Below are 21,580 nucleotides of genomic sequence, written 5' to 3'. Positions count from 1 at the left end.
GGGTCGAGGCTCGCGTCGACCGGGTGGGAGGGGTTCGCGCCGTTCTGGTGGAGTTCGTGGACGATCGACCGGAGGTCCTCCTCCGTGTCGGCGAGCACCGTCAGCCGGGCGTAGGACGCCTCGACTTCGGTGCGACCCACCCGGAACTCCTCGACCTCGAAGGATCCACCCAGATCCATTATCGCGACGAAACAGGACTGCATCATCCCCGAGTCGATGATGTGCCCCGAGAGCTCGACCTCGCGTGAGACTGTCATACCCATCCATTCCTGGGGGTGAATAAGTCGATTGTGGGTCGGGTCAGCCCTCGACGTGGCGCTCGACGGTCCAGCGGTGGTCCGTCCGCTCGCACAGCCGGCGATAGAGGTTTTCGAGCCCCGCCGGGTCGGTCTCGGGGAGGACGTGGAACTCGACCCGGCCGTCGCGGACCGACACCCGGAAGACGTCGCCCGTCTCGGTGTCGTGGACGAGGTAGAGCGCCATCGGGAGGTCGAACCAGTCGCCGTAGGTGTAGGGTCCGCCGTCGAACACCCCTCTGAGAAGGCCGTCGAGGGCGTCGTCGGTGTGGTCGGCGGCGGGCGACAGCGAGAAGACCGTGGTGCCCTCGTATTCGAGCCCCGCGTGGCGCGAGTAGCGCCGTTCCGGACGACGAGGGATCGAAAAGGAGGGTTCGTTGGACATAGCGACTGACGGGCCGAAATACGGCGTTCAGAGCTTTATACTTTGGCCGACGACGGACGGGAGCGACCCATCCCGGTCGTCGCCACGACGAGATCGGTGAATCCGTTCGTCACCCGACCACCGTCGTCCCCGCCAGTTACAGTACCGTCTCCGGTGATTTCGCCCCGTGTTCCCGCAGCTCCGCATCGAACGAGACGAGCGTTGCATCGGTGGCCTCGGCTGCAGCGAGTATCAGTGCATCCATCGGGTAGAGATACGTCTCGCGCTGGAGGCGGTTTGCAGCGAGGACGTCGGATGCGTCGAGAACCGAGATCGTAGCGTGGTCGACGATCCGGTCTTCGATCGCCTCGATACGGTCGCGCTCGAAGCGTTTCTTCTTCGAGAGGACGCTTCGGAGTTCCATGAGGTTCAGGACGGACGTGTAGGCCTCGTGGTCGTTCAACACCGTGACTGCGGCCTCGGCACGCCCGTCCTCGGCGGTCACGACGGCAACGAGGACGTTCGTATCGACGAAACAGTTCACGGTCGCTCGCGGAGGTCCCGGACCACCTCGACCGAATCGAGGTCGATATCTATCGCGAGGGACGCGAGGGCGTCGCCGAGCGGACGGTCGTCATCGTCCCCGTCCGGAACGAACTCGGCGAAATCATCGGCGATCAGACTCATATCCGCTTTTTCGTCCCGATCCGATTTAAACAGTCGGGCGTTCGTGGTGCGTACTTCGTTCGTCTCGAGCTTCGATCGTGGTACGATCACCACCGATCGCTACTGCATCGCCGAGAGGCACGGCCGACGGGGTTATTCCCGTCGCAACCCACTCTCTCCCATGTGCGGACGCTACACCCTCTTCACGCCGCCCGAGGACCTCGAAGACCGTTTCGGCGCGCGGTTCGAGCGCTCGCCCGAGCCCCGATACAACGCCGCACCCGGCCAGCACCTGCCCGTGGTCACGAACGACGCGCCCGAGGCCATCCAGGAGTTCCGCTGGGGGCTCGTGCCGAGCTGGACCGACGACGAGTCGATCGGTAACCGACTGATCAACGCCCGGGCCGAGACGATCGACGAGAAACGGAGTTTTCGTGGTGCCTACGAGTCGCGGCGATGTCTCGTGCTCGCCGACGGTTTCTACGAGTGGACCGAGACTGAGAACGGCAAACAGCCCTATCGCGTGCGGCTCGAAGACGACGCCCCGTTCGCGATGGCGGGCCTCTACGAGCGCTGGCAACCCCCGCAGAAACAGACCGGGCTCGCGGAGTTCGGCGGTGACGACGAGCCGAGCCGCGAGACCGATACGATCGAGACGTTCACCATCGTCACCACCGAGCCGAACGAGGTCGTGAGCGACCTTCATCACCGGATGGCGGTCGTGCTGGACCCGTCGGACGAGGAACGCTGGCTCGCCGAGGGCGGCACCGACGTGCTCCACCCCTACGAGGGCGCGATGGACGCCTACCCCGTCTCGACGGCGGTCAACAACCCCGCGAACGATTCACCCGCCCTCGTCGATCCCGCACCGGCCTGATCCGTTCCGAACCCAGCCGCGAATCTAGCGAGGGAAAGCGCTATGTTCGCCTCGGGAGGGGAGTCCGTATGCGACTCGCACGCGCTCGGACGACCGACGGGGTCGTCGCCGGCGAACACGACGGCGGCGCAGTGATGGCGAACGGCACGAGCTACCCGCTCGACGCGGCCGACGTGGAACTCCTCACCCCCTGCGAACCGTCCGCCTTCTTCTGTGTGGGCCGGAACTACGCCGCGACGCTCGACCAGATGGACTACGACAAGCCCGACCGGCCGGATTTCTTCATCAAACCGCCCGTCTCACGCCACCCGCCGGAGCGTCCGATCGAGTACCCCGAATTCACGGACGAACTCACCTACGCGGGCGAGCTCGCGGCCGTCATCGACGAGCCGTGTACCAAGCTCGCGCCCGAGGAGGTCCCCGACGTGGTGCGCGGCTACACGGTCCTCAACGACCTCGACGCGCTCGACCAGGACGGTCGCACCGCACGGAAGGCCTTCGACGGCTCCGCGCCGCTCGGCCCGTGGATCGAGACCGATGTGGACCCTTCAGAAATCGAGATGGAGACCGTGATCAACGACGAGGTGCGCCAGGAAGCAACCACTGAGCAGATGTTGTTCGACCCCCACGAGGTGGTCTCGTTCCTCTCGGAGCGGTTCACGTTCGCCCCGGGCGACGTGGTCGCCTTCGGCAGCCCGGCCAACCCCGGCCTCATCGAACCCGGCGACGAGATCGCGATCACCTACGAGGGTGTCGGAACCCTCAGAAACACCGTCGAGTAACCCATCGAAACCGGCTCAGAGCGGGTCGCGCTCGAAGTCCATCCCGACGTCGACCCCGAGACGGTCGGCGAGCGTGGGCGCGACGGCCCGCGCGTCGACGGTGTCCGGGATCGACGCGTCGGCCGCCGGACCACCCGTTCCGTAGAACCCGTCGACGTCCCCGCGGCCGTGTGACCCGCCGACCTTCGTGGCGTCGAGCGAGACCAATCCCTCGTCGCCGAAGAAGAGTTCGACGGGATCGAAGCCCGGTTTCGCGTGGATGTCCATGTCGCGGGCGTAGAACGGCGCGTCCTCGTCCTCGTGCCACCAGTAGTACTGGAACCACGCCGAGGGCTCGGCGACGAGCACGAGGTCCCCCGCGTTGGGATGGGCGACGCCCCACTCCTCTTTCCCGTCCTCACCGAGCACTTGCTCGACGCCCTTCAACCCCGAGAGCGCCTCACGGGCGTCGTCGACCGCGCCCTCGTCGGCGTAGACGTGCGTGACCTGGTGGTCGACCATCGCGAACGCGTTCGATCCCTCCAAGTCGACTTCCTCGCCGCCCTCGCCGTCGTCTTGGACCTCCAGAAGCCCTGCCTCGCGGAGCGCGCGATTCGGATAGATCGGGGTGTCGACGTCGTGGAAGCCGTACTCGCTCGCGACGTGGACCGCGGTCTCGTCCCAGCGGTCGTCGCCGCGGAGCGAGTCGAGGAACCCTCCCACTAGGTCATCGACCAATCCGATGGCGTCCGCCAGTTCGTCGCTGCTCGGGCCGTGGGCGAGGCCGGCGTAGTCGAGGTGCGGCACGTAGATCCAGAGCAGGTCGGGGTCGTAGCGTTCGACCGACTCACGGGCGGCGTTCAGGATCCACTCGGAGGAGGTCTCGTTCGCGCCGGGTCCCCAGTAGGTGTGGAGCGGGAAGTGGCCGTACTCGGCTTCGAGTTCGTCGTAGAAGCCGTCGGGGTTCGTCCAGCAGTTCATCTCGAGGATGTTGTTTTCCTCGTCCTCGATCGGCGACGGCGTGAGCGCCACGTCGGCACTCGTCCCGATGAGATGCTGGAAGCAGAACACGGCGGTCATGAGTCCCGCCTCGCTCGCCGTCTCCCAGAGTCGATCCCGACTCTCGCGGTCGCGCTCCCAGAGCGCCACCGAGTCGGTGTCGCGGTCGTACTCGCCGTTCGCGACATCCCCGTGATTTTTCGGAGATCGACCGGTGGCGAGGGTCGACTGGGCTGGCAGGGTCACCGCCGGGAAGGGCATCTCGAGGTCGGCACGCGCGGACTCGGGTACCAGCTCGGCGATGTTCGGCGCGAGCCCCGCGTCGACGTGCTCGCGTTCGAGCCCGATCACGTCGAGCACCACCGCACGACCCGTGTCGGTCATACGCTGTCCTCCGCGTCCGCGCCGCCGTCAGTTTCGGCAGTGTGGCGCGCCACGTAGTCGGCGAGCATGTCGAACTGCGCGGCCAGACGGTGTTCGTCGACGCCGAGCGGAGCCTTGAAGAACGAGGCGAGGTGGGGCTGAAGCCCGCCCTCACCCTGCCTATCGGCGTAGGCCACCAGCCGTGCGAGGTCGAGGACGAGGGGTGCGGCGAGCGCCGAGTCCGAGCCCTCCCAAGTGAATTGGAGCTTCATCTGTGTGTCCAGAAAACCGCGGAACCGGATGTCGTCCCAGGCGGTCTTCCAGTCGGCGAGCGCGGGCGTGTAGTCGATCCGAACGCGGTTGTGGAAGTCCTCGTCGAGGACCCCGTCGAGCACGCCGCCCTTGCTGTCGAGCTTGCCGGCCTTGTTTTCCTCGTCCTCGAGGACCTCACCGTCGCCGTTCCCCAAGATGTTGTGGCCCTCCCAGGACTCCACCCGGAGGTTGCGGTCGGCGAACATCGGCGCGAGCGCGGACTTCATGAGGGTCTCGCCGGTCTTCCCGTCGCGCCCCATGTGCGGGACGTTCTCGCGGTCGGCGAGTTCCCGGAGCCCGGGGAGCGCGTTCGCGGCGTTCGGCGTGAAGTTCACGAACGGGTAGCCCGCGCTCAGCGCGGCGTAGGCGTAGAGCGAACTCGCCGGGAGCGGGTCGTCGTCGTCGAGGGCGGTCTCGATCGCCTCGATCGTGTCGTACTGCGAAGGGTCGTGGGGAATCGGTTCCGACGAAGCGACGTTCACCACCACGACCTGGTCGAGCCCGTTCGCCTCGGCAAACGTCTCGTAGTCGGCCCGGATCTCCTCGGTGACCGTTCGCAAAGAATCCCCCTCGTCCGCGGCCTCGTCGGCGAGGCGCTCGACCGTCGTCCCGCAGTTCCGTGCCGTCCCGACCTCGATCCGGTCGTCGATGGCGGCGAGGTCGTCGCGAACCGTGTCGAGCGCCGCACGGCCGGGTACGCCGTTCCGTTCGTGGAGAGCCTCGGCCGTCTCGACGACGCTCCCGGATTGGACGTCGTGCCCACCGAAGACCAACGAATCCACATCGGGAAGGCCGAGCGCGTCGCACGGCGGGCGCTCGGTCACCATTCCTTCGGTGCCGGTCACGCCGTGCGCGATGGCGCGTGCGCCCACCATCGCGGTCGTGGCGACGTTGCCGCGCGCGCCGACGAGCCAGACGCCGGTGGTCACCGGTACCGCCCCCGAGGCGATAGAACACCGGCCTGTCGTTTCCACCCGTCGAGTCCCACTGCATCGTTCTGAAGCGGCGTCACGAACACACCCGACGATCGGTCAGGAGCGCATTTACCGCTTCGTATGTCCGACATCCGGGCGGACCGTTCGTAAGCGGCGACCTGAGAGTCAGGTCGTAACGCTACCCACGGAGATACTGCTCGTAGAGCCCACCGGCGGCACGAGCGAGTTTGCTGAGATAACCGATCCCGTAGAGCCCGATCGTCTCACGAGCGGTCGGCGTCGTCGCGTCGGTCAGTCGGCCGTAGAACGTCCGTGGACGGAGCGGGAGGAACTTCCGTGGGTCGAGTGGGTGTGAACTCCCGGCCCGTTCGGGGTGGTAGCGCCGTCGCTGGATCGACCCGCGGCCGACTCGGAACTGCTTTCGAAGCCACGCCCCGAGCGTCGTCCGTGCCGGATGGTAGACGGTGATATTCGGCTCGAAGTACTGTGTGAGCCCCGCGTTGTGGACACGCTCGCCGAACTCCCCATCGCCACCGGAGATCAGGCGCGAGTCGAATCCCCCGACGTGGTCGAAGACGGACCGCCTGACGGTCAAGCAGGCGGTGACGGTGAAGTGCGCCTCTTCGAGGTACCGTCGCACCGTGAACCCCAGGGCGCGGTCGTAGGTCGCCGTCAACGAGCCCTCGCCTACGATATACGTCTCGATGTCACAGCCCATGTAGTCCCAGTCGTTGGCCTCGGCCGAGGCGACGACCGACTCGGCCCAGGTCGGCTTGACGGTCATATCCGCATCGATGAACGAGACGAGGGAGCCACGGACGTGCTCGATGCCTCTGTTTCGAGCGGCGTAGGAGCTCTGGATCTCGTCCTCGACCAACAGGGTGACCAGCTCCGGGTACCGCTCACAGTACTCCCGCACGACATCCGGTGTCGTGTCGTCGGAGCCGTTGTCCACGACGACGACCTCGTAGCAGGCGGTCGGGTAGGTCTGCGCGACCAGTGATTCGAGCGTCGTCCGGATCCCGTCCGGGTCGTTGTAGACCGGCACGATGACGGAGAGCCGTGGCGAATCCGCCGCGCGTCGGGACGAGGGAGACATGATATTCGGTTGTCGACCAGGGCCGACTTAAGTGGTCGAGAACGCTGTCGGTTGATAGATCGATGGGCCAACGAAACATATCTCGTAAGTATCTCGAAGAAGTGGGTATAGATCGAACGGGTGCTGTCTAGTTAAATCACCTCTGCTGAGATGTAATCTTGAGAGTTGTGGTGTTCGCGGCGGCTTTCCGGAAAACCCCTCGCCGAAAATTACCCCACGAGTCAAACGACTATCCGAAAAGGTAGGGATAGTAGTACGAGTGAGTTGTGTACCAACGCTAGCGTGATAATCCAATCGTAGTGTAAGTATCTCAGGGAGCGTCAGCGTATCCGAGAAGTGATGTCCGAAAAGAACTCGCGGTCATCGGGCTCGATCCCCAGAACCAGGAGAACGGAAACGAACACAACTGTACCGATGATAGCGCCTACAATGATTAGCCCCACTCCAGTGAACGGCGAAATTGTCTTCCATAGGAGTAGGGCGAGTCCACAAGCCACCCCGGCGGCAGTTGGCTTGAGGTATCTGAGCGAGAGCGGGAACAACCCCTCGGTGTACCATAACTCTATAATCCGAACAATACTCACAGCGGACATCACAATAACGGTCGCGAATGCTGCGCCAATAAGACCGTATCGGGTAATAAAGATATAGTTGAGAACAACATTGGCGATTCCAGCACTCCATCGGTCAATCATCACGAGATACTGATGGTCAGTCATGATCAGTGTGTAACCTGCCGGCCCAGATAGAGAACCGGCAACCTGCGCTATGATGAACAGGGAGAGGACACCGCTCCCTCCACTGAATCCCTCGCCAAAGATAGCTAACACTTCGCTGGAAAATAGGAATAATCCTACTGCTGGTAGTGCCACCATAGTGAATGACCACCGAGTTACCTGCTTGTACAGCATTCTGAGGTCTTCAAGTTCCCCGTTGCTGTACATTCGAGAGGCGATTGACGGATATATCGTATTGAGCCCAGTAGCCGGGATCTGAAGAACCTGTGAGAGTACCGTCGAAAGGTTGTAGATACCGACTGCCCTACCCGCCAGAAAGGTTCCTACCATCAGTATGTCGATCTGATTCAGAAGTAATGAGCCAACATCGCTTACCGTCAACGGAATTGAATAATTATAGAACCTAGATAGACTTGGACGCGATCCGGACAGGCTTGGGCGGAAGTCGGTTCGGGTAAAGAACAACCAGACTGCAAATAGGAATGCGAGAAGCCACGCTACGATTGCTGCGACGAGAATACCAACCAACGTGGCACCGATTGCGACAACCACCCCTACGGTGAAGAGCCGAAACGTCTGACGGGCAATATTTCCGGAAACAACCTGATAGCCAGGAAGTTCTAAGGCTCGAAAAACGTTCGAGATGCAGCCAATTAATGTATTGAATGCGAGTGTGAATGCGAATAGCCGAAGAACAGGGACAAGCAATGACTGTTGCAAGGTGTATTCGTTTATCAACGGGGCAGCGACGAACAAGATCGCACCCACAACGAGGCTGCCAACGAACGAAGTGAGAGTCGCTAAGCCAAATACACGATTTTGAGCTGTCTGATCACCTCCATAATGAGGGACAAACCGAACGATAGACTGATCCGTCCCAAGGTTCGTTATCGTCGCTGCGATCGAGCTCAGTGTTTTCCCGAATGAGTAGATCCCATAGAGAGTTGGGCCGAGACTCTGGGTCAGCAGAAACGTAGTCACGAACCCAAGAACTCGTACAATGCCGAGTGAGAGAACCTGCGCACCAGCACCACGCGCAACCGATCGAAGTGCTGCAGGTACACCTGTCTTGGAGTCGTCAGGCATTCGTCTCTTCTCATTGTGACTTTGCCATGAGTTTTGCCATCTACTCATTGGCTCATTTATGAACCATTGTGCTCGATCCGACCTACTCAGACCATGGCATCTCTGAAGGTGGTACTCGAAACAAGGAGTCCAAGAATGCAGAGGCAATACCCAATTATTGGTGATTGATAGGATTCTATAATCTTACGGTGAACCTAGTTAGTGCCATGCAAATAACCCTATGATGATTAATAAGTCTCGAACAGCGTTATTTGATAGATCGTATCAGTCCGATCATATTCTTCATATTGTTTTTCAAACCAACTCGCTCCAGAGCCTGTACAGTTGAGATTTTTAGACTTTTTGGATACGGTGCACGGGGTTGCTTGCGGAAGTGGATTACATTATATATTTCTTCCATAAGATCGATCTTGCCAAACTGACTGTAACCGTTCTCAAAGTACGCTGGCATCTCGATGTTGCCTACTCGCACTTCAAAATCGCCGTCCATAACCATTGAGCCGTAAAGGGTATTGTTCTCATTGTAGTGTATGATTTTAGCGCTTTTTGGAGTGGTGAAGTAGTGAGGTAGGGGGTAATTGTAGTCTTCTCCAAGAACTTCTACGTCATAGTCTGTCGATAAGAGTCCTAGCGAAACCATGTCGCTGAAGTAGTTATTTTCTGAAAGGACCGGGTGGATATCCCGGCTCAGGTCTAAGTATCGTTCGGGAAAATCGTTGTTCTCAGTGAGTATTACGCCACTATTGTAATATGGGAGCATTCTACGATGGTCAACCGTGCTCTCTACTCGATTCGTTGGGAACTCAAAATCAAATTTGTTGTACAATGAACGCCACGCATCTCGAGACTGTGGACTAGCCCAGTACCGATTTCCAAAGTCGGCTGGCTTAACAAACAGTTCGGCACTCTTTCGCGTATGAATATCAATATCGTCCAGAACTATCGTATCTGTATCCAACAGAAGGATATAGTTGTTAGGACACTCTTGACTAGCCGCTACTAAGGCTGCATGTGCAGCAGATAACGGGTAATCTGGATTCGGCATGGGACCGTCAACTACTGTTGCGTGGTTTTCGAAATATGGCAGTAGTTCAGCGGTCAGTTCATCGCGCTCGCTCTCTACAGTGTATATGAGAATATCATCCGGTGTAGCATCCGTATTTGCTCTAATCGAATTGAGGAGGAGACAAGCTTGTTGCTCAAGAATCCCTGGACCAGTGGAAAATGCATATGTGAGGTCAGTCACAATGGAGGTTTGACTACATCATTATTACTCTATCGAATCAACACTTGGTTCTCCCTATCATCGGAGGAATCGAACCACAAATATATACTAAACGGCGTGGTCGTTCGTGTATGAATGGCTACTCACCCATAGTTCTCCTTTCGGTCGATACGCTCCGCGCCGATCGTTTCAGCCGAGAGTGCTTTCCCGAATCGATGGCACTCCTCGAAGACGATTTCGCTCGTTTCACCAACGCGCACTCGCACGGCAATGCAACCCCGTTGGCGTTTCCTGGAATCATCGCGAGTCACCCCGTGGTTGATAACGGTCGATTTCCTGACGATGTGCCGACGATTGCCGAACTCTTCGATGGCGTGACCACAGGCTTTTCGAATAATGGCCACCTTACCGTTGAGCGAGGCTACGACCGTGGATTCGATTCGTTTCACGATCAGCGCGCACCCGACCAGTCACCCTCAATGAAACAACGTGCTAAATCGATCGAATGGATCCGTGAATCAAACACTATAAGACAGGTCTATCGGCTTATGAAGCAGTTTGCGACTTCGGGTGATGACTCGGGTCTCTCGAAGCCAACCTGGTCAGCGGAAGAGATCTCGGCATTCGTCCGACGGCGAACCGATGCCGGTAACGCGTTTGTATGGGCGCATTATATGGATCCCCACAAGCCGTTCATCCCTTCGATTGCCATCGATGGTCCCGTCATCGACCGTACGGACGAAGAGATCCGTGAGCTCAATAGCTACGACCACGCCGAAGATCCGCTCGGTCCCGAAGACACAGCGTTTCTCGAAGCCCTCTATGATGCAAACATACGGTATTTCGACCGTGAGCTCGCGCGGTTGCTCCGTGATCTCCGGCAGAAACCCTGGTACGACGATGCCACGATCGTGGTCGTTGGAGATCACGGCGAACTGTTCGGCGAGCACGGCTATATGTTCCATCCGATGCACGTCGATCCTTATGACGAGCTTATCCGAACGCCTCTGCTCGTGAAGTACCCACAGAGGAAGCACGCCGGCACGTCGTTTAACCATCTCGTCCAACACAGAGATATTCTTCCAACTATTGCCAACATACTTGGGATAGAAGTAGCTTCCGAGCACGCTCATCCGCTCACCGACGCCGCACCACGTCATGTGGTTTCGAAGTCGAACACATCAATACGGCTAACAGAGAATGACGCGGTCGCGATCCGTCGACGACACGATAGCAATGAGGGGACCGAGACGATCTCGTCCGAAGGTCGCGAAATACTTGACACCGCGACGTTCCCGAACGTTCAGACGACTGCGGGGGTGGTCAAAGGAGTCGAAGACATCGAACGCCAGCAGCAGCTCGAAGCACTCGGGTATCGGTAGAATCTTTACCGATTCATCTGAACTGAATTAGGTCTTCTACACCGGCTGGTATCCAAACGTGACTCCGCCAGAAGAATAGGAAAACTGATTGTGACGCATCTGATTTCATCGGTATGAATACCCCTGACCTGCTACGGAAAGCCATCGCGAATCCACGGAAGGTTCCACGGGCCTTCTGGGAGCGTGTCGGTCAAGACGCCGCTCTTGAGGCCTATCGTCGGGCACATCGAATCGACTCACAACGAACACGGATCCACGAGTTCGTTTCGAACGATGAATTCGCGCTGATCGTTCTCGATGCCTGTCGGTACGATGTTTTCAAGCGGCTCCACTCCCGATTTATCACGGGTGACCTTCAGCGAGTATGGGCATCCGGTCGGTGGACTGCGGAATATGCGGCACGGACGTGGACGGAGTATTACGACCTAACATACATCAACAGTATGCCTGTTAATTCGGATTTCTATTTCGAACTTCGAGGAAAGTCCCATCGGCCGAGCGAACACATAGAGACTCTCGTCCACGTTTGGGAGGATGGCTGGGATCCGGAACGCGGGACGGTTCCAGCTGAAACAATGACTGATACTGCGCTTGGGTATGCGAGTCAGATGGACGATATCGGACTTGTAGTCCACTACGCCCAGCCGCACGTTCCGTATATCGGCGCAACAGAAATCCTTCCATGGAACGACGATCCAACAGAGGAATCGTCCCAGAATACTGGAATGCGCCAACTTCTCTCGGAAGGTCAGGACCGGCCGACGCAGCGTATTTATAATCGGATCAAGAATGGCCAGATCAGCGTGCATGAACTACATAGAGCATACACTGATAACTTAGAGTACGTCCTCGCCGAAGTCGTTCGGCTTGTCCGACGGCTTGATTGCCCCGTCGCGATCACGGGCGACCACGGCGAGCATCTCGGTGAAAACGACCGGTACTTACATGAGAGTGATTCGATCCTGATTCGCCAAGTTCCCTGGTTTATTGTCGATCCCAATACAATTGATCGGCGGAGAATTGAAGAGAAATACCGAGAAATGGAAATTTTTCCATCCGATGATTATCAAGTCACGGAAGGAATCGAAGACCGACTTGCGAGTCTCGGGTACGTAGAGTGACAACCTCCTTAATGATCCATTGGACTTCGGTAACATGTTTGCAGAGATCATCATCTGGCTCTAAAAGTTGCAAGTGTCGGATGGGTGTTACGATCGATGGCAACCGATCTGCAATCGCTGCACAACAACCAATATGAACGTCCTTCACTGTCGGACAAATTTCCCCAAGACCTCTGAGACGTTCGTCGCGAATCAGGTGACTGGTCTGCTGGAACACGGTCATCATGTCCCCGTCGTTTCGTATTTCCCTCCGGACCCAATTCTCGATCAGCATCGTGGCTATGACCTAGAAAACTTGGTTCGATACTCCGTCAAAACACCGACCAAAACCGAAGGACTCCGAAAGCTACTCCGCGCAGCCCGAAACGACCCAACAATCCGATCGGCGATCGCATCCCTACGTAACAAAGACGATTTTATACGCTTGCTAAACAGGATAGCCATTCGTAGCCTCGACTCTTCACCCGATCTTGTACATCTTCACTTCGGAAGCAAGCTCGAGTGGTGGTTAGATATACCCGAGATTTCGACGATCCCTCTCGTTCTCTCGTTTTATGGATACGATGCAAGTCGAAATCTCTTTAGAAAGCCAGAACGCTACCAACACGCTTTCAAACAAGCGAGTGTTGTAACCGGACTCAGTGATCATATGATTGGCATTCTTCATGATGCAGGATGCCCAGCGGAGAAACTCTTCAAGCAGCCGATCGGAGTCGATACAGTCGCACAGGAGCCGTTGGTTCCTACACGGGAAGTACAGCAGCCATTGAATCTTCTCTCGATTTGTCGTCTGGTACCGAAGAAAGGTATCAGATATGCAATCGAAGCTGTTTCAGAACTTTCAGAGGAATACGACATTTGTTATCGAATTGGCGGTAATGGAGATCAACGAGATGAACTAGAAGAGTTGGCCAAAGCACATGGGGTGACCGATTCAGTCGAATTCCTCGGATGGCTCAGCCCAGAGGAACTCACGACAGAAATGGCCCACTGTCATGCTTTCATGCAGCCTAGTGTCATTGGGCCAGATGGTGATATGGAGGGAACACCAACGGTGATATTGCAGGCACAAGCCGCCGGCAAGCCGGTTATCTCAACGTACCACGCTGGAATTCCGGAGATAGTTCCCGACAATGCCGGCATCTTGGTTCCTGAACGGGATTCCGCTGCACTCGCCTCGGCTATCCATCAATTTCATTCAAAGAAGAGTCACTGGGATTCAATGAGTGTCGCAGCACGGAGATATGTCGAAAACAACCACTCAATACCGAAAATAACTGAAAATCTTGAACGGGTATATTCCATAGCAATCTCACAGATGCCATGATGTAATAGGTTTTGCACCGGATTCTACTACCCTTGCCGAAACAGAATAGATATTGTACGCGAATCGCTATGCGCTTGGGAATTCCTCCTGTTGGCAGTACCACTCGATAGTGCTTTGGAGACCCTCCTCGAAATCAGTCGAAGCCGAGAATCCAAGCTCATTCTGAATCTTATCGTCACTAAGTGAGTACCGGTAGTCATGACCTTTACGATCCTCCACGAACTCAATTAGCCCTTCAGGAGCATCGACTAACTCCGTTATTAGGTGAGTGACTTCAAGGTTTGTTTTCTCATCTGTTCCCGATACATTATAGACATCACTATCAGCATCCTCAAGAATGTGCAAGAGTGCTTCGCAGAAATCCTCTACATAGAGCCATTGACGAACGTTGGATCCATCACCATACACCGGTAATGGTTCTCCGTTGAGCGCTCTGAGTATAAATTTCGGAATGAGCTTCTCTGGGTGCTGTCGTGGTCCGTACACGTTTGTTGGACGAACAACAGTTATTGGCAATCCGTATGTTTCCCAAAACGCATGTACGAACATATCTGCGCTCGCTTTACTCGCCGAATAGGGCGAGCTCGGATCAAGCTTATCCCCTTCACTGAACGTTCCTGAACGGGTGCTCCCGTATACTTCATCGGTGGATATCTGAATGAACCGCTCAATATCGTGGTCTCTGAGGGTATCCATCGCGACGTAGGAACCGTGAACGTTTGTGGAAACGAATGGATCTCCGGCAGAGATGCTGCGATCTACGTGAGTTTCCGCAGCGAAGTTGACAACCGAGTCTACCTTCGGATACAGGTCGTGGAGCAACTCTCGATCTTGGATTTTACCCTTGACGAACGTAATATCCGATGCAATTTCGTCCAAATTTTGTCGGTTCCCAGCGTACGTTAGGTTGTCAAGAACGTATACTTCTGAGAAATGCTCGATAAAAGCGCGTGTGGCATTGGATCCAATGAAACCAGCACCACCTGTGACGAGAACTGTATCTGAAGCCATTTTTGGGGATGACGAACCGAAATAGTTTAAACGTTTCTTGTGGACGATGAGGTATGAAGGGGATCGTTCTGGCAGGTGGACGTGGTACCCGTCTCCGACCGATTACTCGTGTCATCAACAAGCATATCCTCCCGGTCTATGATAAACCAGTGATCTATTATCCAGTACAGACACTAATCGATGCCGGAATCAATGAAATCCTCATCGTGAGTGATTCGGACTATATTGGAAAGTATATGGAGCTGCTGGAGTTGGACTTCAACGCTGACTTCAGCTACCGAATTCAATCAGAGCCAGGTGGGATCGCCCAGGCGATATCGCTCGCCGATGAGTTCGTGGGAGACGATTCATTCGCCGTAATGCTTGGTGATAATCTGCTGTTCGGTGATATCGAATCTGCTATTCAAGAGTTCGAGCATCAAGATTCTGGTGCAAAGATCTTCCTCAAGGAAGTAGATGAGCCGACTGCCTACGGTATTGCCACCGTTCAAGATTCAAAGGTCACGAAGCTCATTGAAAAACCGTCATCTCCGGTTTCGAACTCCGCGGTTATCGGTCTGTATCTGTATCAAAGTGATGCGTTCGACAAGATCTCAGAACTAGAACCGTCTGAGCGAGGAGAGTACGAGGTAACAGATCTGAATCGAAGCTATATCAGCGACGGTACACTGACATACGACTATTTTGATGGTGAATGGTTCGATACGGGAACACCGGAAGGACTCTTTCAAGCAGCAGAGCACGTGAGGAACCAAGAGGATGGCAGTCCACAGTAGAATGTTTCCGTTGTTGTCGTTTCCTCACTACGTACTGTAAACGAATTTTTAGCCCTATGACGACGTTTCCACGACCACTCGAGATTGGACTCGGGACTGGTTCTCTCCAAGGAGAGATGTGCCGTAATACCGTTGAGCAGGCGCTCGATATTGGCTACCGTCATATCGATACGGCACAGATCTACGGTAACGAATCGGACATCGGAGATGCACTGCGCTCTGCCAAGGTGAATAAAGAAAGTACGTTCGTGGCGACTAAGCTACACTCGAAAAATTTAGGACACGAAGATGTTCTTGCTAGCGCCAAACACAGTCGGGATCGGCTTAGCGTCGAAGCTATCGACTTGTTGTACATTCACTGGCCTGCTCACACCTATGACCCATATGAAACCATGGCCGCATTCGATCTGTTACGTGAACGCGATGTTATCAAACGAATCGGTGTTAGTAACTTTACCTGTGAGTTGCTCACGGAAGCACACGCCGCCACTACCCACTCAGTCTTCGCGAATCAGATCGAGATGCACCCATTCCTACAACAGAAGCCCCTACAGAAGTACGCAGTCGAAAACGATATCATCCTTGTTGCTCACACCCCATTCGCCGGTGGAGCCGTGTTCAACGATCCCACATTGCGGAGTGTCGCCAATGACTATGATTCGTCGATTGCTCAAATTACTCTCGCTTGGTTACTTGAAAAGGAGAACGTCGCAGTAATTCCTCGTTCCAGAGGTCCTCACCTCAAGGAAAATCACACCGCGTCTAACCTCTCCCTTACGGAAGACACGATTAGAACCATTGACTCTATTGATCGAGAGGTTCGTGTCGTAGACTATGAATTCGCACCTTGGAATTAAGGCGGCGAGTGACATATATCTGTCTCATGTGTTCACAACGTGTAGTACAACTCATTGAGAATGGTTCTGTGCTGCCCGCTGTGAACCCCGTAGAGTTTCTGGGTGAGTCAAGATACTACGAACAACGCTACAACGATCAACTAATACTGCTCAAGTCAATGACTACTCCGTCAAGATACACTGTTGCGTCGCCATTGAGATCAAGTGACTCAATCCTGCCAGAGAAGGCGTATGAGTCGGTACCACCAGAGACGTAGCCCTCAGCGGTACTCCCACTGATCTCGTCTTCGTCGCCAAGTGAACCACCGTTGGCGCTACTCTCGTGGAGTTCACCGGAAACAACGAAACGGTAATCAGTTGGAGTGCCGTTCCCTTCGATCGAAAGTTTGTTGCCCGAATAATCCCCGGGGTTGATTTCGGTGCCATTCAGCGTGACGGTGGCATCGCCGTCGAGCGAGAACGACTCGATCTCGCCTTCGACCGCGTAGGAGTCCGTCCCACCCGAGACGTAACCGGTAGCAGTGTTACCCAAGACATTATCCTCGTCTCCGAGCGTCCCACCGTTGGCGCGACTCTTTCTCAGCCCACCAGAGACCGAGAGCGTGTAATTGGTGGAGCTACCAGTCCCTTCGATCGAGAGGATATCCTGGGAGTACGTCTCCGGGTCGATCTTCTGGCCATTCAACGTGACCACCGCGCTCCCGTCGAGAGCGAGGCTCGTGAGTTCACCCGAGAACACATAAGAATCCGTTCCTCCTGAAACATAGCCTTCGACGCTACTCCCGGTGATCTCGTCTTCGTCGCCGAGTGTACCGCCGTTGGCACGACTCTTCTCAATCGACCCCGAAACCGAGAAGCTGTAATCGGTGGGGCTACCGGTCCCAACTACCGAAAGCACGTTTCTCGAGTAGTCTTCTGGGTTGATTTCGGTGCCGTTCAGCGTGACCACTGCGTTCCCATCAAGGTTAAGCGTCCTAAGTTCGCCCGAGAACGCATAGGAATCCGTTCCACCCGAAACGTAGCCCTCGGCGGTACTTCCGGATATCTGGTCTTCGTCGCCAAGCGAACCGCCGTTAGCGGTACTCTCGCTGAGGTCACTGGAGACGACAAACTGGTAATCAGTTGGAGTGCCATTCCCTTTGATCGAGAGGATATCCTGTGAATACGTCTCCGGGTCGATCTCCTGTCCGTTTAATGTGACCGTTGCATTCCCGTTGAGAGTGAAAGTCCCAAGTTCGCCCGAGAACACATAGGAGTCCGTCCCACCAGAAACGTAGCCCTCAGCGGTGCTACCCTGGACTTCATCTTCAGCAGTGATCGACCCACCGTTGGCGCGACTCCCTTCCAGCCCACCCGAAACCGAGAACATGTAGTCGGTTGAGGTCCCGTTCCCGGCTACTGAAAGCACGTTTTCTGGGAACTCGTCCGGGTCGATCTCGTCACCATCGAGTGTCGCTGTCGCATCACCCTCAAGATCGAATGATTCGATCTCGCCATCGATCTGATAACTATCGGTCCCGCCATTGCCCTGCCCGGTCGCCGTGCTTCCCGAAATGGTGTCGTTGGGATCGATGCTCGCACCATTCGCGCTCGATTTCGTGAGGTCGCCACTTACCGAAACCGTGTACGAGAACCGACCGCCGTTGCTCGCGATGGTGAGCGTATCCTGTGCGAAGTCGTCGGGGTCGATGACGTCGTCGTCGAGGTAGACCGTGGCGTCACCCTCGAAGTCGAGCGACTCGATCTTACCCGAGAATCCGTAGCTATCGACGCCCCCGCCACCCCCTTGTCCAGTCGCCGTGCCTCCCGAAACGGTGTCCTTGTCGTCGATGCTCGCGCCACGTGCGCCGGACTTTCCGAGGTCGCCGCTCACCGTGAACGAGTAGCTGAACTCGCCGCCATCGCTCACGAACGAGAGTTTGTGCGGAAGGTCGTCGCCCGAGGCGGCGTTGGGTGCCGGGCACGAACCACTGTCGGAGATATTCCCGGTCGAAATTTGGCTGTTGGGAGAGCGTATTTGCGCTCCGTTCACATCGATCGTGCTGCTCTCTACGGTGCTGCCGTCGGAATCGTATAACCTGACACCGTCTCGCTCCGACCCAGTCTGGCTAATACAACAGTTCGAAACCACCGAGTTCTCTCGCTGGTCGATCCGAATCGCCTCAGTGCCGTTCGCCCCGCCCGTGATGCTGACGCCACGCACCTCCGTGTCGTGTGGCTCCGGCGGTGGGTCACGGCTGCCGTAGCCGGTCGGCGCTGTCGAGTAGATCGCGCGAATACCATCGACCTCAACAGCGATCCGACTGTCGATTATCGAGTGGTCACCACCGTCGCTCCCGGTAACGACACCACCGGTCGCATGCGGGGTGGAAGCGATCGATATATCGCAGTCCTCGACGACCGCGCCGCTATACGTGAACCCACCGGATTCGAAACGCACCCCACGGGAGTTGAGTGTGTCGCCGGGGTTCGGGCTGTCGCTGTTGTCGAAATCGGCTTCGATGATGGCGTCCTTGACGTAGCTGCCCTGGCTACTGAGGCGAACCTGCGTGATGTCGTTGTTTCTAAACCGTCCACCCTCGACTTGGACGACACCACCCGTCCGGCTGCAGTAGAGTCCGTTGTTTGGGAACCCCTCGATGTGGCAATCTTCGAGCGTTACCGTGCCTTCGTGACTAATACCGACCCAGACGCCAATACGTCCGTCGCCCCGGTTGTATGCACCCATCAAACCGGCGTTCTTCGCGACGACGTTTCTCACCGTTCCGGTCCCATCCGCCGAACGAAGGATCGGGTAGAGAGCACCTGTGACCAACGGATTCCCGTCACCCTTCCCTCGGGGGTCACTGCCGGGGTTGATCCCTTGACCGATATACTCGACGTCGTGAATCTGCAGGTCGTCCTGCGCGCCGAGGTGGAGGCCCGGGGTTGCGCCGTCGGCCCGAAGGTCGATATCGATCCCTTCGAAGAGCACACCAGTGCCCCTATCGACGACGAGGAGTTTCTCGTTGAAGTTCTCCGGAACGGTAAACCGTGCGTCGCCGACTCCCAGAAATCCGACGTTGGTAGCCCTGAGAACAACGTTCTTCTCGGTGATCTTGTACTCGCCTTCCGGAAACTTGAGGAGGGTGTAATCGTCGGCCGCCGCGGTGATCTGGTCGTCGCAGGGTTCGTTCCCCGTCGGGTCACACCCTGCATCTTCGACCATGTTCACCGTCCGATTGAACTGGATCCCGCGACGCGTGAACGCCGCACTCGCCGGCCCCGACAGCAGTCCCGCCGACCCCGCCGCTATCCCGGCGAGTTTCAAGTACGAACGCCGGTTCACCGATAGCTGCGCTCCCCCTCCCCATGATTCCCCATCACTCCGTGGCATCATCAGATAAAGAAACTCGCACCGTAAAAAATGTTTTTCAAGATCAGTACCATAATGGAACCATTCGTTGATCGTCGTTATGTCGAGAATCTTTGTTCTGAAATCATCGGCACTCGGGTCGCGAAAGCGATCGATGGCGGTCGATAGTGCATGGAACGGTCGGTGAACCGAACCGCTCATGAGGGTCCGTTGGCGAACCCGAACGATGGACGGAGCACCCGGGGCGGTGGTTCGCCGTCCGGATGGAGGGGAGCGATGAACACCTGGCAGCGTCGGGCGCTCTACTCGGCGGTCTCGCTCGGCCTCCTGATCCTCGGCTACGCGGTGGTCTACGACTACGGGATGGCGACGTTCGAGGGCGAACCGACGACGTTCCTCCACGCCCTGCAGGTCGTCGTGGAGACGTTCACCACGACGGGCTTCGGCTCCGATGCGGGCTGGACCAGCCCCGCGATGAACGTCATCGTGATCGTGATGGACCTCACGGGGGTCGCACTGATCTTCCTCGCGCTCCCGGCTATCGTCTTCCCGCTGCTCGAAGAGACCTTCTCGACGAGCGCACCGACCCGTGCCGACCTCGACGACCACGTCGTCGTCTGTGAGTACACCCCGCGCGGCGAAACGCTGATCGAGGAGCTGAGGGGTCGCGAAATCCCGTACGTGGTGGTCGAATCCGACCGCGACCGCGCCGACGACCTCCACGAGGACGGGGTGAGCGTGGTCTACGGCGACCCCGAATCCGAGACGACCCTGGAGCGGGTGAACCTCGACGCCGCACGGGCGCTGGTCGCCGACTCGACCGACGAGGCGAACGCCTCGATCGCGCTCGCGGCGGGCGAGAGCGGGACCCGTATCATCGCGTTCGTCGAGGACACCGATGCCGCCGACTATCTCACCTACGCGGGCGCGGACGACGTGTTCTCGCCGCGGCGGCTCGTCGGCGAGAGCCTCGCGGACAAGGTCACGACGGCGGTCTCGCCGGAGCTTCGTGACGCGGTCGAGATCAGCGACGAGTTCGAGGTGGCCGAACTCACGATCCGACCGGGGAGCGACCTCGCGGGCGTCACGATCGCCGAAAGCCGGATCACCGAACGCACCGGCGCGCACGTCATCGGGGCCTGGCTCCGCGGGGCGTTCGTCAGCCCGCCGGGGCCCGACACCCGCCTCGACGAACACTCCTTGCTGCTCGTGGCCGGTCAAGAGGAACAGCTCGAAGCCCTCAAGCGGATGACGACGGCCGAAACCAGACCCTACCGGCGCGGAAACGTCGTCATCACGGGGCGCGGCGAGGTCGGGTCGACGGTCGACGCGGCGATCGCGGCCGACGGGCTGGAGTCGGTCGTGGTCGACCTCGCCGACAAACCCGGCGTGGACATCGTGGGCGACGCCACCGAGGAGGCCGTGCTGAAGACCGCAGGCCTCGACGACGCGCTCGCGGTGGTGCTCGCGCTCCCCGACGACACGCAGACCGTCTTCGCGGCGCTCGTCATCCGGGAGCTCTACCCCGACATCGAGATCCTGGCGCGGGCGAAGGAGACCGAGAGCGTCCGGAAACTCTACCGCGCCGGCGCGGACTACGTGCTCGCGCTCGCCACCGTGAGCGGCCGGATGTTGGCCTCGACGATCCTCGACGAGGACGTCATGGACTTCGACAGCCAGATCGAGGTGCTGCAAACTCGGTGTCCGAACCTCGCCGGCCGGACCCTCGCGGAGGCCGACGTCCGTGCCCGAACCGGCTGTACCGTCGTCGCGGTCGAGCGCGACGGCGAGATGCTCACCGATATCGGTGCCGACTTCGAGCTCCGGACGGGCGACGAGGTGGTCGTGGTCGGGACCGACGAGGACGTCAACCGCTTCACCGCGTTGGCCGAGTGAGAAGTATCGGCCACAAAACATATGCTGGCGGTCGGTCGAGCCGTGACATGCCCTCTCGTGGACGAACGGTGGTGGCGGTCGTGGTGGTCTGTATGGTCGTTCTCGCGGGCTGTAGCGGGTCGGGCGGTGCTGGCG

General features: G+C 57.7%; 18 protein-coding genes and 1 pseudogene. 8 read left to right on the top strand and 11 right to left on the bottom strand.

What is annotated here, in order from left to right:
- The 4 genes and pseudogenes from D3261_RS18095 to D3261_RS20450 all read right to left on the bottom strand — a co-directional run.
- Nucleotides 1–257 (bottom strand): annotated as a pseudogene (locus D3261_RS18095) (TIGR00300 family protein); the annotation flags it as partial.
- A 43-nt stretch (nt 258–300) separates the two neighbouring features.
- The gene (locus D3261_RS18090) at nt 301–681 is read right to left on the bottom strand and encodes a hypothetical protein (protein ID WP_120074795.1); all 381 of its coding nucleotides are present in this window, start codon (nt 679–681) and stop codon (nt 301–303) included.
- Nucleotides 682–817: 136 nt separating this feature from the next.
- Complete coding sequence (locus D3261_RS18085; protein WP_120074793.1) at nt 818–1,204, bottom strand: PIN domain-containing protein; 387 nt, start codon at nt 1,202–1,204, stop codon at nt 818–820.
- Nucleotides 1,201–1,347, bottom strand: a complete 147-nt coding sequence (locus tag D3261_RS20450; protein ID WP_199694066.1) for a hypothetical protein — start codon at nt 1,345–1,347, stop codon at nt 1,201–1,203. Before D3261_RS20450 ends, D3261_RS18085 begins: the two co-directional genes overlap by 4 nt.
- Nucleotides 1,348–1,507: 160 nt before the next feature.
- Between D3261_RS20450 and D3261_RS18075 the strand changes: the two genes are divergently transcribed.
- Both D3261_RS18075 and D3261_RS18070 read left to right on the top strand, forming a co-directional pair.
- The gene (locus D3261_RS18075) at nt 1,508–2,203 is read left to right on the top strand and encodes an SOS response-associated peptidase (protein ID WP_120074789.1); all 696 of its coding nucleotides are present in this window, start codon (nt 1,508–1,510) and stop codon (nt 2,201–2,203) included.
- A gap of 68 nt (nt 2,204–2,271) precedes the next feature.
- Entirely contained in the window at nt 2,272–2,985 is a 714-nt protein-coding gene (locus tag D3261_RS18070; protein WP_120074787.1) for a fumarylacetoacetate hydrolase family protein, read from the top strand.
- Nucleotides 2,986–3,000: 15 nt separating this feature from the next.
- Here D3261_RS18070 and D3261_RS18065 read toward each other — a convergent pair whose 3' ends face one another.
- The 5 genes from D3261_RS18065 to D3261_RS19815 form a co-directional block, all read right to left on the bottom strand.
- Nucleotides 3,001–4,347 carry an alkaline phosphatase family protein gene (locus tag D3261_RS18065; RefSeq protein WP_120074785.1) on the bottom strand — a complete coding sequence of 449 codons (1,347 nt, stop codon included), beginning with the start codon at nt 4,345–4,347 and terminating at the stop codon, nt 3,001–3,003.
- Nucleotides 4,344–5,567 carry an inositol-3-phosphate synthase gene (locus D3261_RS18060; RefSeq protein ID WP_120074783.1) on the bottom strand — a complete coding sequence of 408 codons (1,224 nt, stop codon included), beginning with the start codon at nt 5,565–5,567 and terminating at the stop codon, nt 4,344–4,346. Before D3261_RS18060 ends, D3261_RS18065 begins: the two co-directional genes overlap by 4 nt.
- Nucleotides 5,568–5,751: 184 nt before the next feature.
- Nucleotides 5,752–6,672: a glycosyltransferase family 2 protein gene (locus D3261_RS18055; RefSeq protein WP_120074781.1), complete on the bottom strand. Its 921-nt coding sequence runs from the start codon at nt 6,670–6,672 to the stop codon at nt 5,752–5,754.
- Nucleotides 6,673–6,992: 320 nt separating this feature from the next.
- Complete coding sequence (locus tag D3261_RS18050; RefSeq protein ID WP_120074797.1) at nt 6,993–8,495, bottom strand: flippase; 1,503 nt, start codon at nt 8,493–8,495, stop codon at nt 6,993–6,995.
- A gap of 247 nt (nt 8,496–8,742) precedes the next feature.
- Nucleotides 8,743–9,741: a hypothetical protein gene (locus tag D3261_RS19815; protein ID WP_147464995.1), complete on the bottom strand. Its 999-nt coding sequence runs from the start codon at nt 9,739–9,741 to the stop codon at nt 8,743–8,745.
- 110 nt (nt 9,742–9,851) lie between these two features.
- On the opposite strand from D3261_RS19815, the gene D3261_RS18040 reads away from it, so the two are divergent.
- The 3 genes from D3261_RS18040 (at nt 9,852) to D3261_RS18030 (ending at nt 13,550) form a co-directional block, all read left to right on the top strand.
- Entirely contained in the window at nt 9,852–11,102 is a 1,251-nt protein-coding gene (locus tag D3261_RS18040; protein ID WP_120074777.1) for a sulfatase, read from the top strand.
- Between the two features lie 113 nt (nt 11,103–11,215).
- Nucleotides 11,216–12,223 carry a sulfatase-like hydrolase/transferase gene (locus tag D3261_RS18035; RefSeq protein ID WP_120074775.1) on the top strand — a complete coding sequence of 336 codons (1,008 nt, stop codon included), beginning with the start codon at nt 11,216–11,218 and terminating at the stop codon, nt 12,221–12,223.
- Nucleotides 12,224–12,356: 133 nt separating this feature from the next.
- Nucleotides 12,357–13,550, top strand: a complete 1,194-nt coding sequence (locus D3261_RS18030; RefSeq protein WP_120074774.1) for a glycosyltransferase — start codon at nt 12,357–12,359, stop codon at nt 13,548–13,550.
- 66 nt (nt 13,551–13,616) lie between these two features.
- On the opposite strand, the gene rfbB is transcribed toward D3261_RS18030, so the two are convergent.
- A complete protein-coding gene (rfbB, locus tag D3261_RS18025) occupies nt 13,617–14,561 on the bottom strand; it encodes a dTDP-glucose 4,6-dehydratase (protein WP_120074772.1) in 945 nt (314 codons plus the stop codon).
- Between the two features lie 53 nt (nt 14,562–14,614).
- Between rfbB and D3261_RS18020 the strand changes: the two genes are divergently transcribed.
- Complete coding sequence (locus tag D3261_RS18020) at nt 14,615–15,337, top strand: sugar phosphate nucleotidyltransferase (protein WP_120074770.1); 723 nt, start codon at nt 14,615–14,617, stop codon at nt 15,335–15,337.
- The gene (locus D3261_RS18015; RefSeq protein ID WP_120074768.1) at nt 15,256–16,194 is read left to right on the top strand and encodes an aldo/keto reductase; all 939 of its coding nucleotides are present in this window, start codon (nt 15,256–15,258) and stop codon (nt 16,192–16,194) included. The genes D3261_RS18020 and D3261_RS18015 overlap by 82 nt, the downstream gene beginning before the upstream one ends.
- Nucleotides 16,195–16,330: 136 nt before the next feature.
- On the opposite strand, the gene D3261_RS18010 is transcribed toward D3261_RS18015, so the two are convergent.
- Nucleotides 16,331–19,750, bottom strand: a complete 3,420-nt coding sequence (locus D3261_RS18010; protein ID WP_199694064.1) for a hypothetical protein — start codon at nt 19,748–19,750, stop codon at nt 16,331–16,333.
- A 75-nt stretch (nt 19,751–19,825) separates the two neighbouring features.
- On the opposite strand from D3261_RS18010, the gene D3261_RS18005 reads away from it, so the two are divergent.
- Complete coding sequence (locus D3261_RS18005; RefSeq protein ID WP_120074766.1) at nt 19,826–21,445, top strand: TrkA family potassium uptake protein; 1,620 nt, start codon at nt 19,826–19,828, stop codon at nt 21,443–21,445.
- Nucleotides 21,446–21,580 lie beyond the last annotated feature (135 nt).

It is taken from the genome of Halococcus sp. IIIV-5B (genome assembly GCF_003602035.1).
In the GTDB taxonomy this organism is placed as follows: domain Archaea; phylum Halobacteriota; class Halobacteria; order Halobacteriales; family Halococcaceae; genus Halococcus; species Halococcus salsus.
Note: the sequence above shows the minus strand (reverse complement) of the source record. Positions and strands in the feature narration are given on the sequence as shown.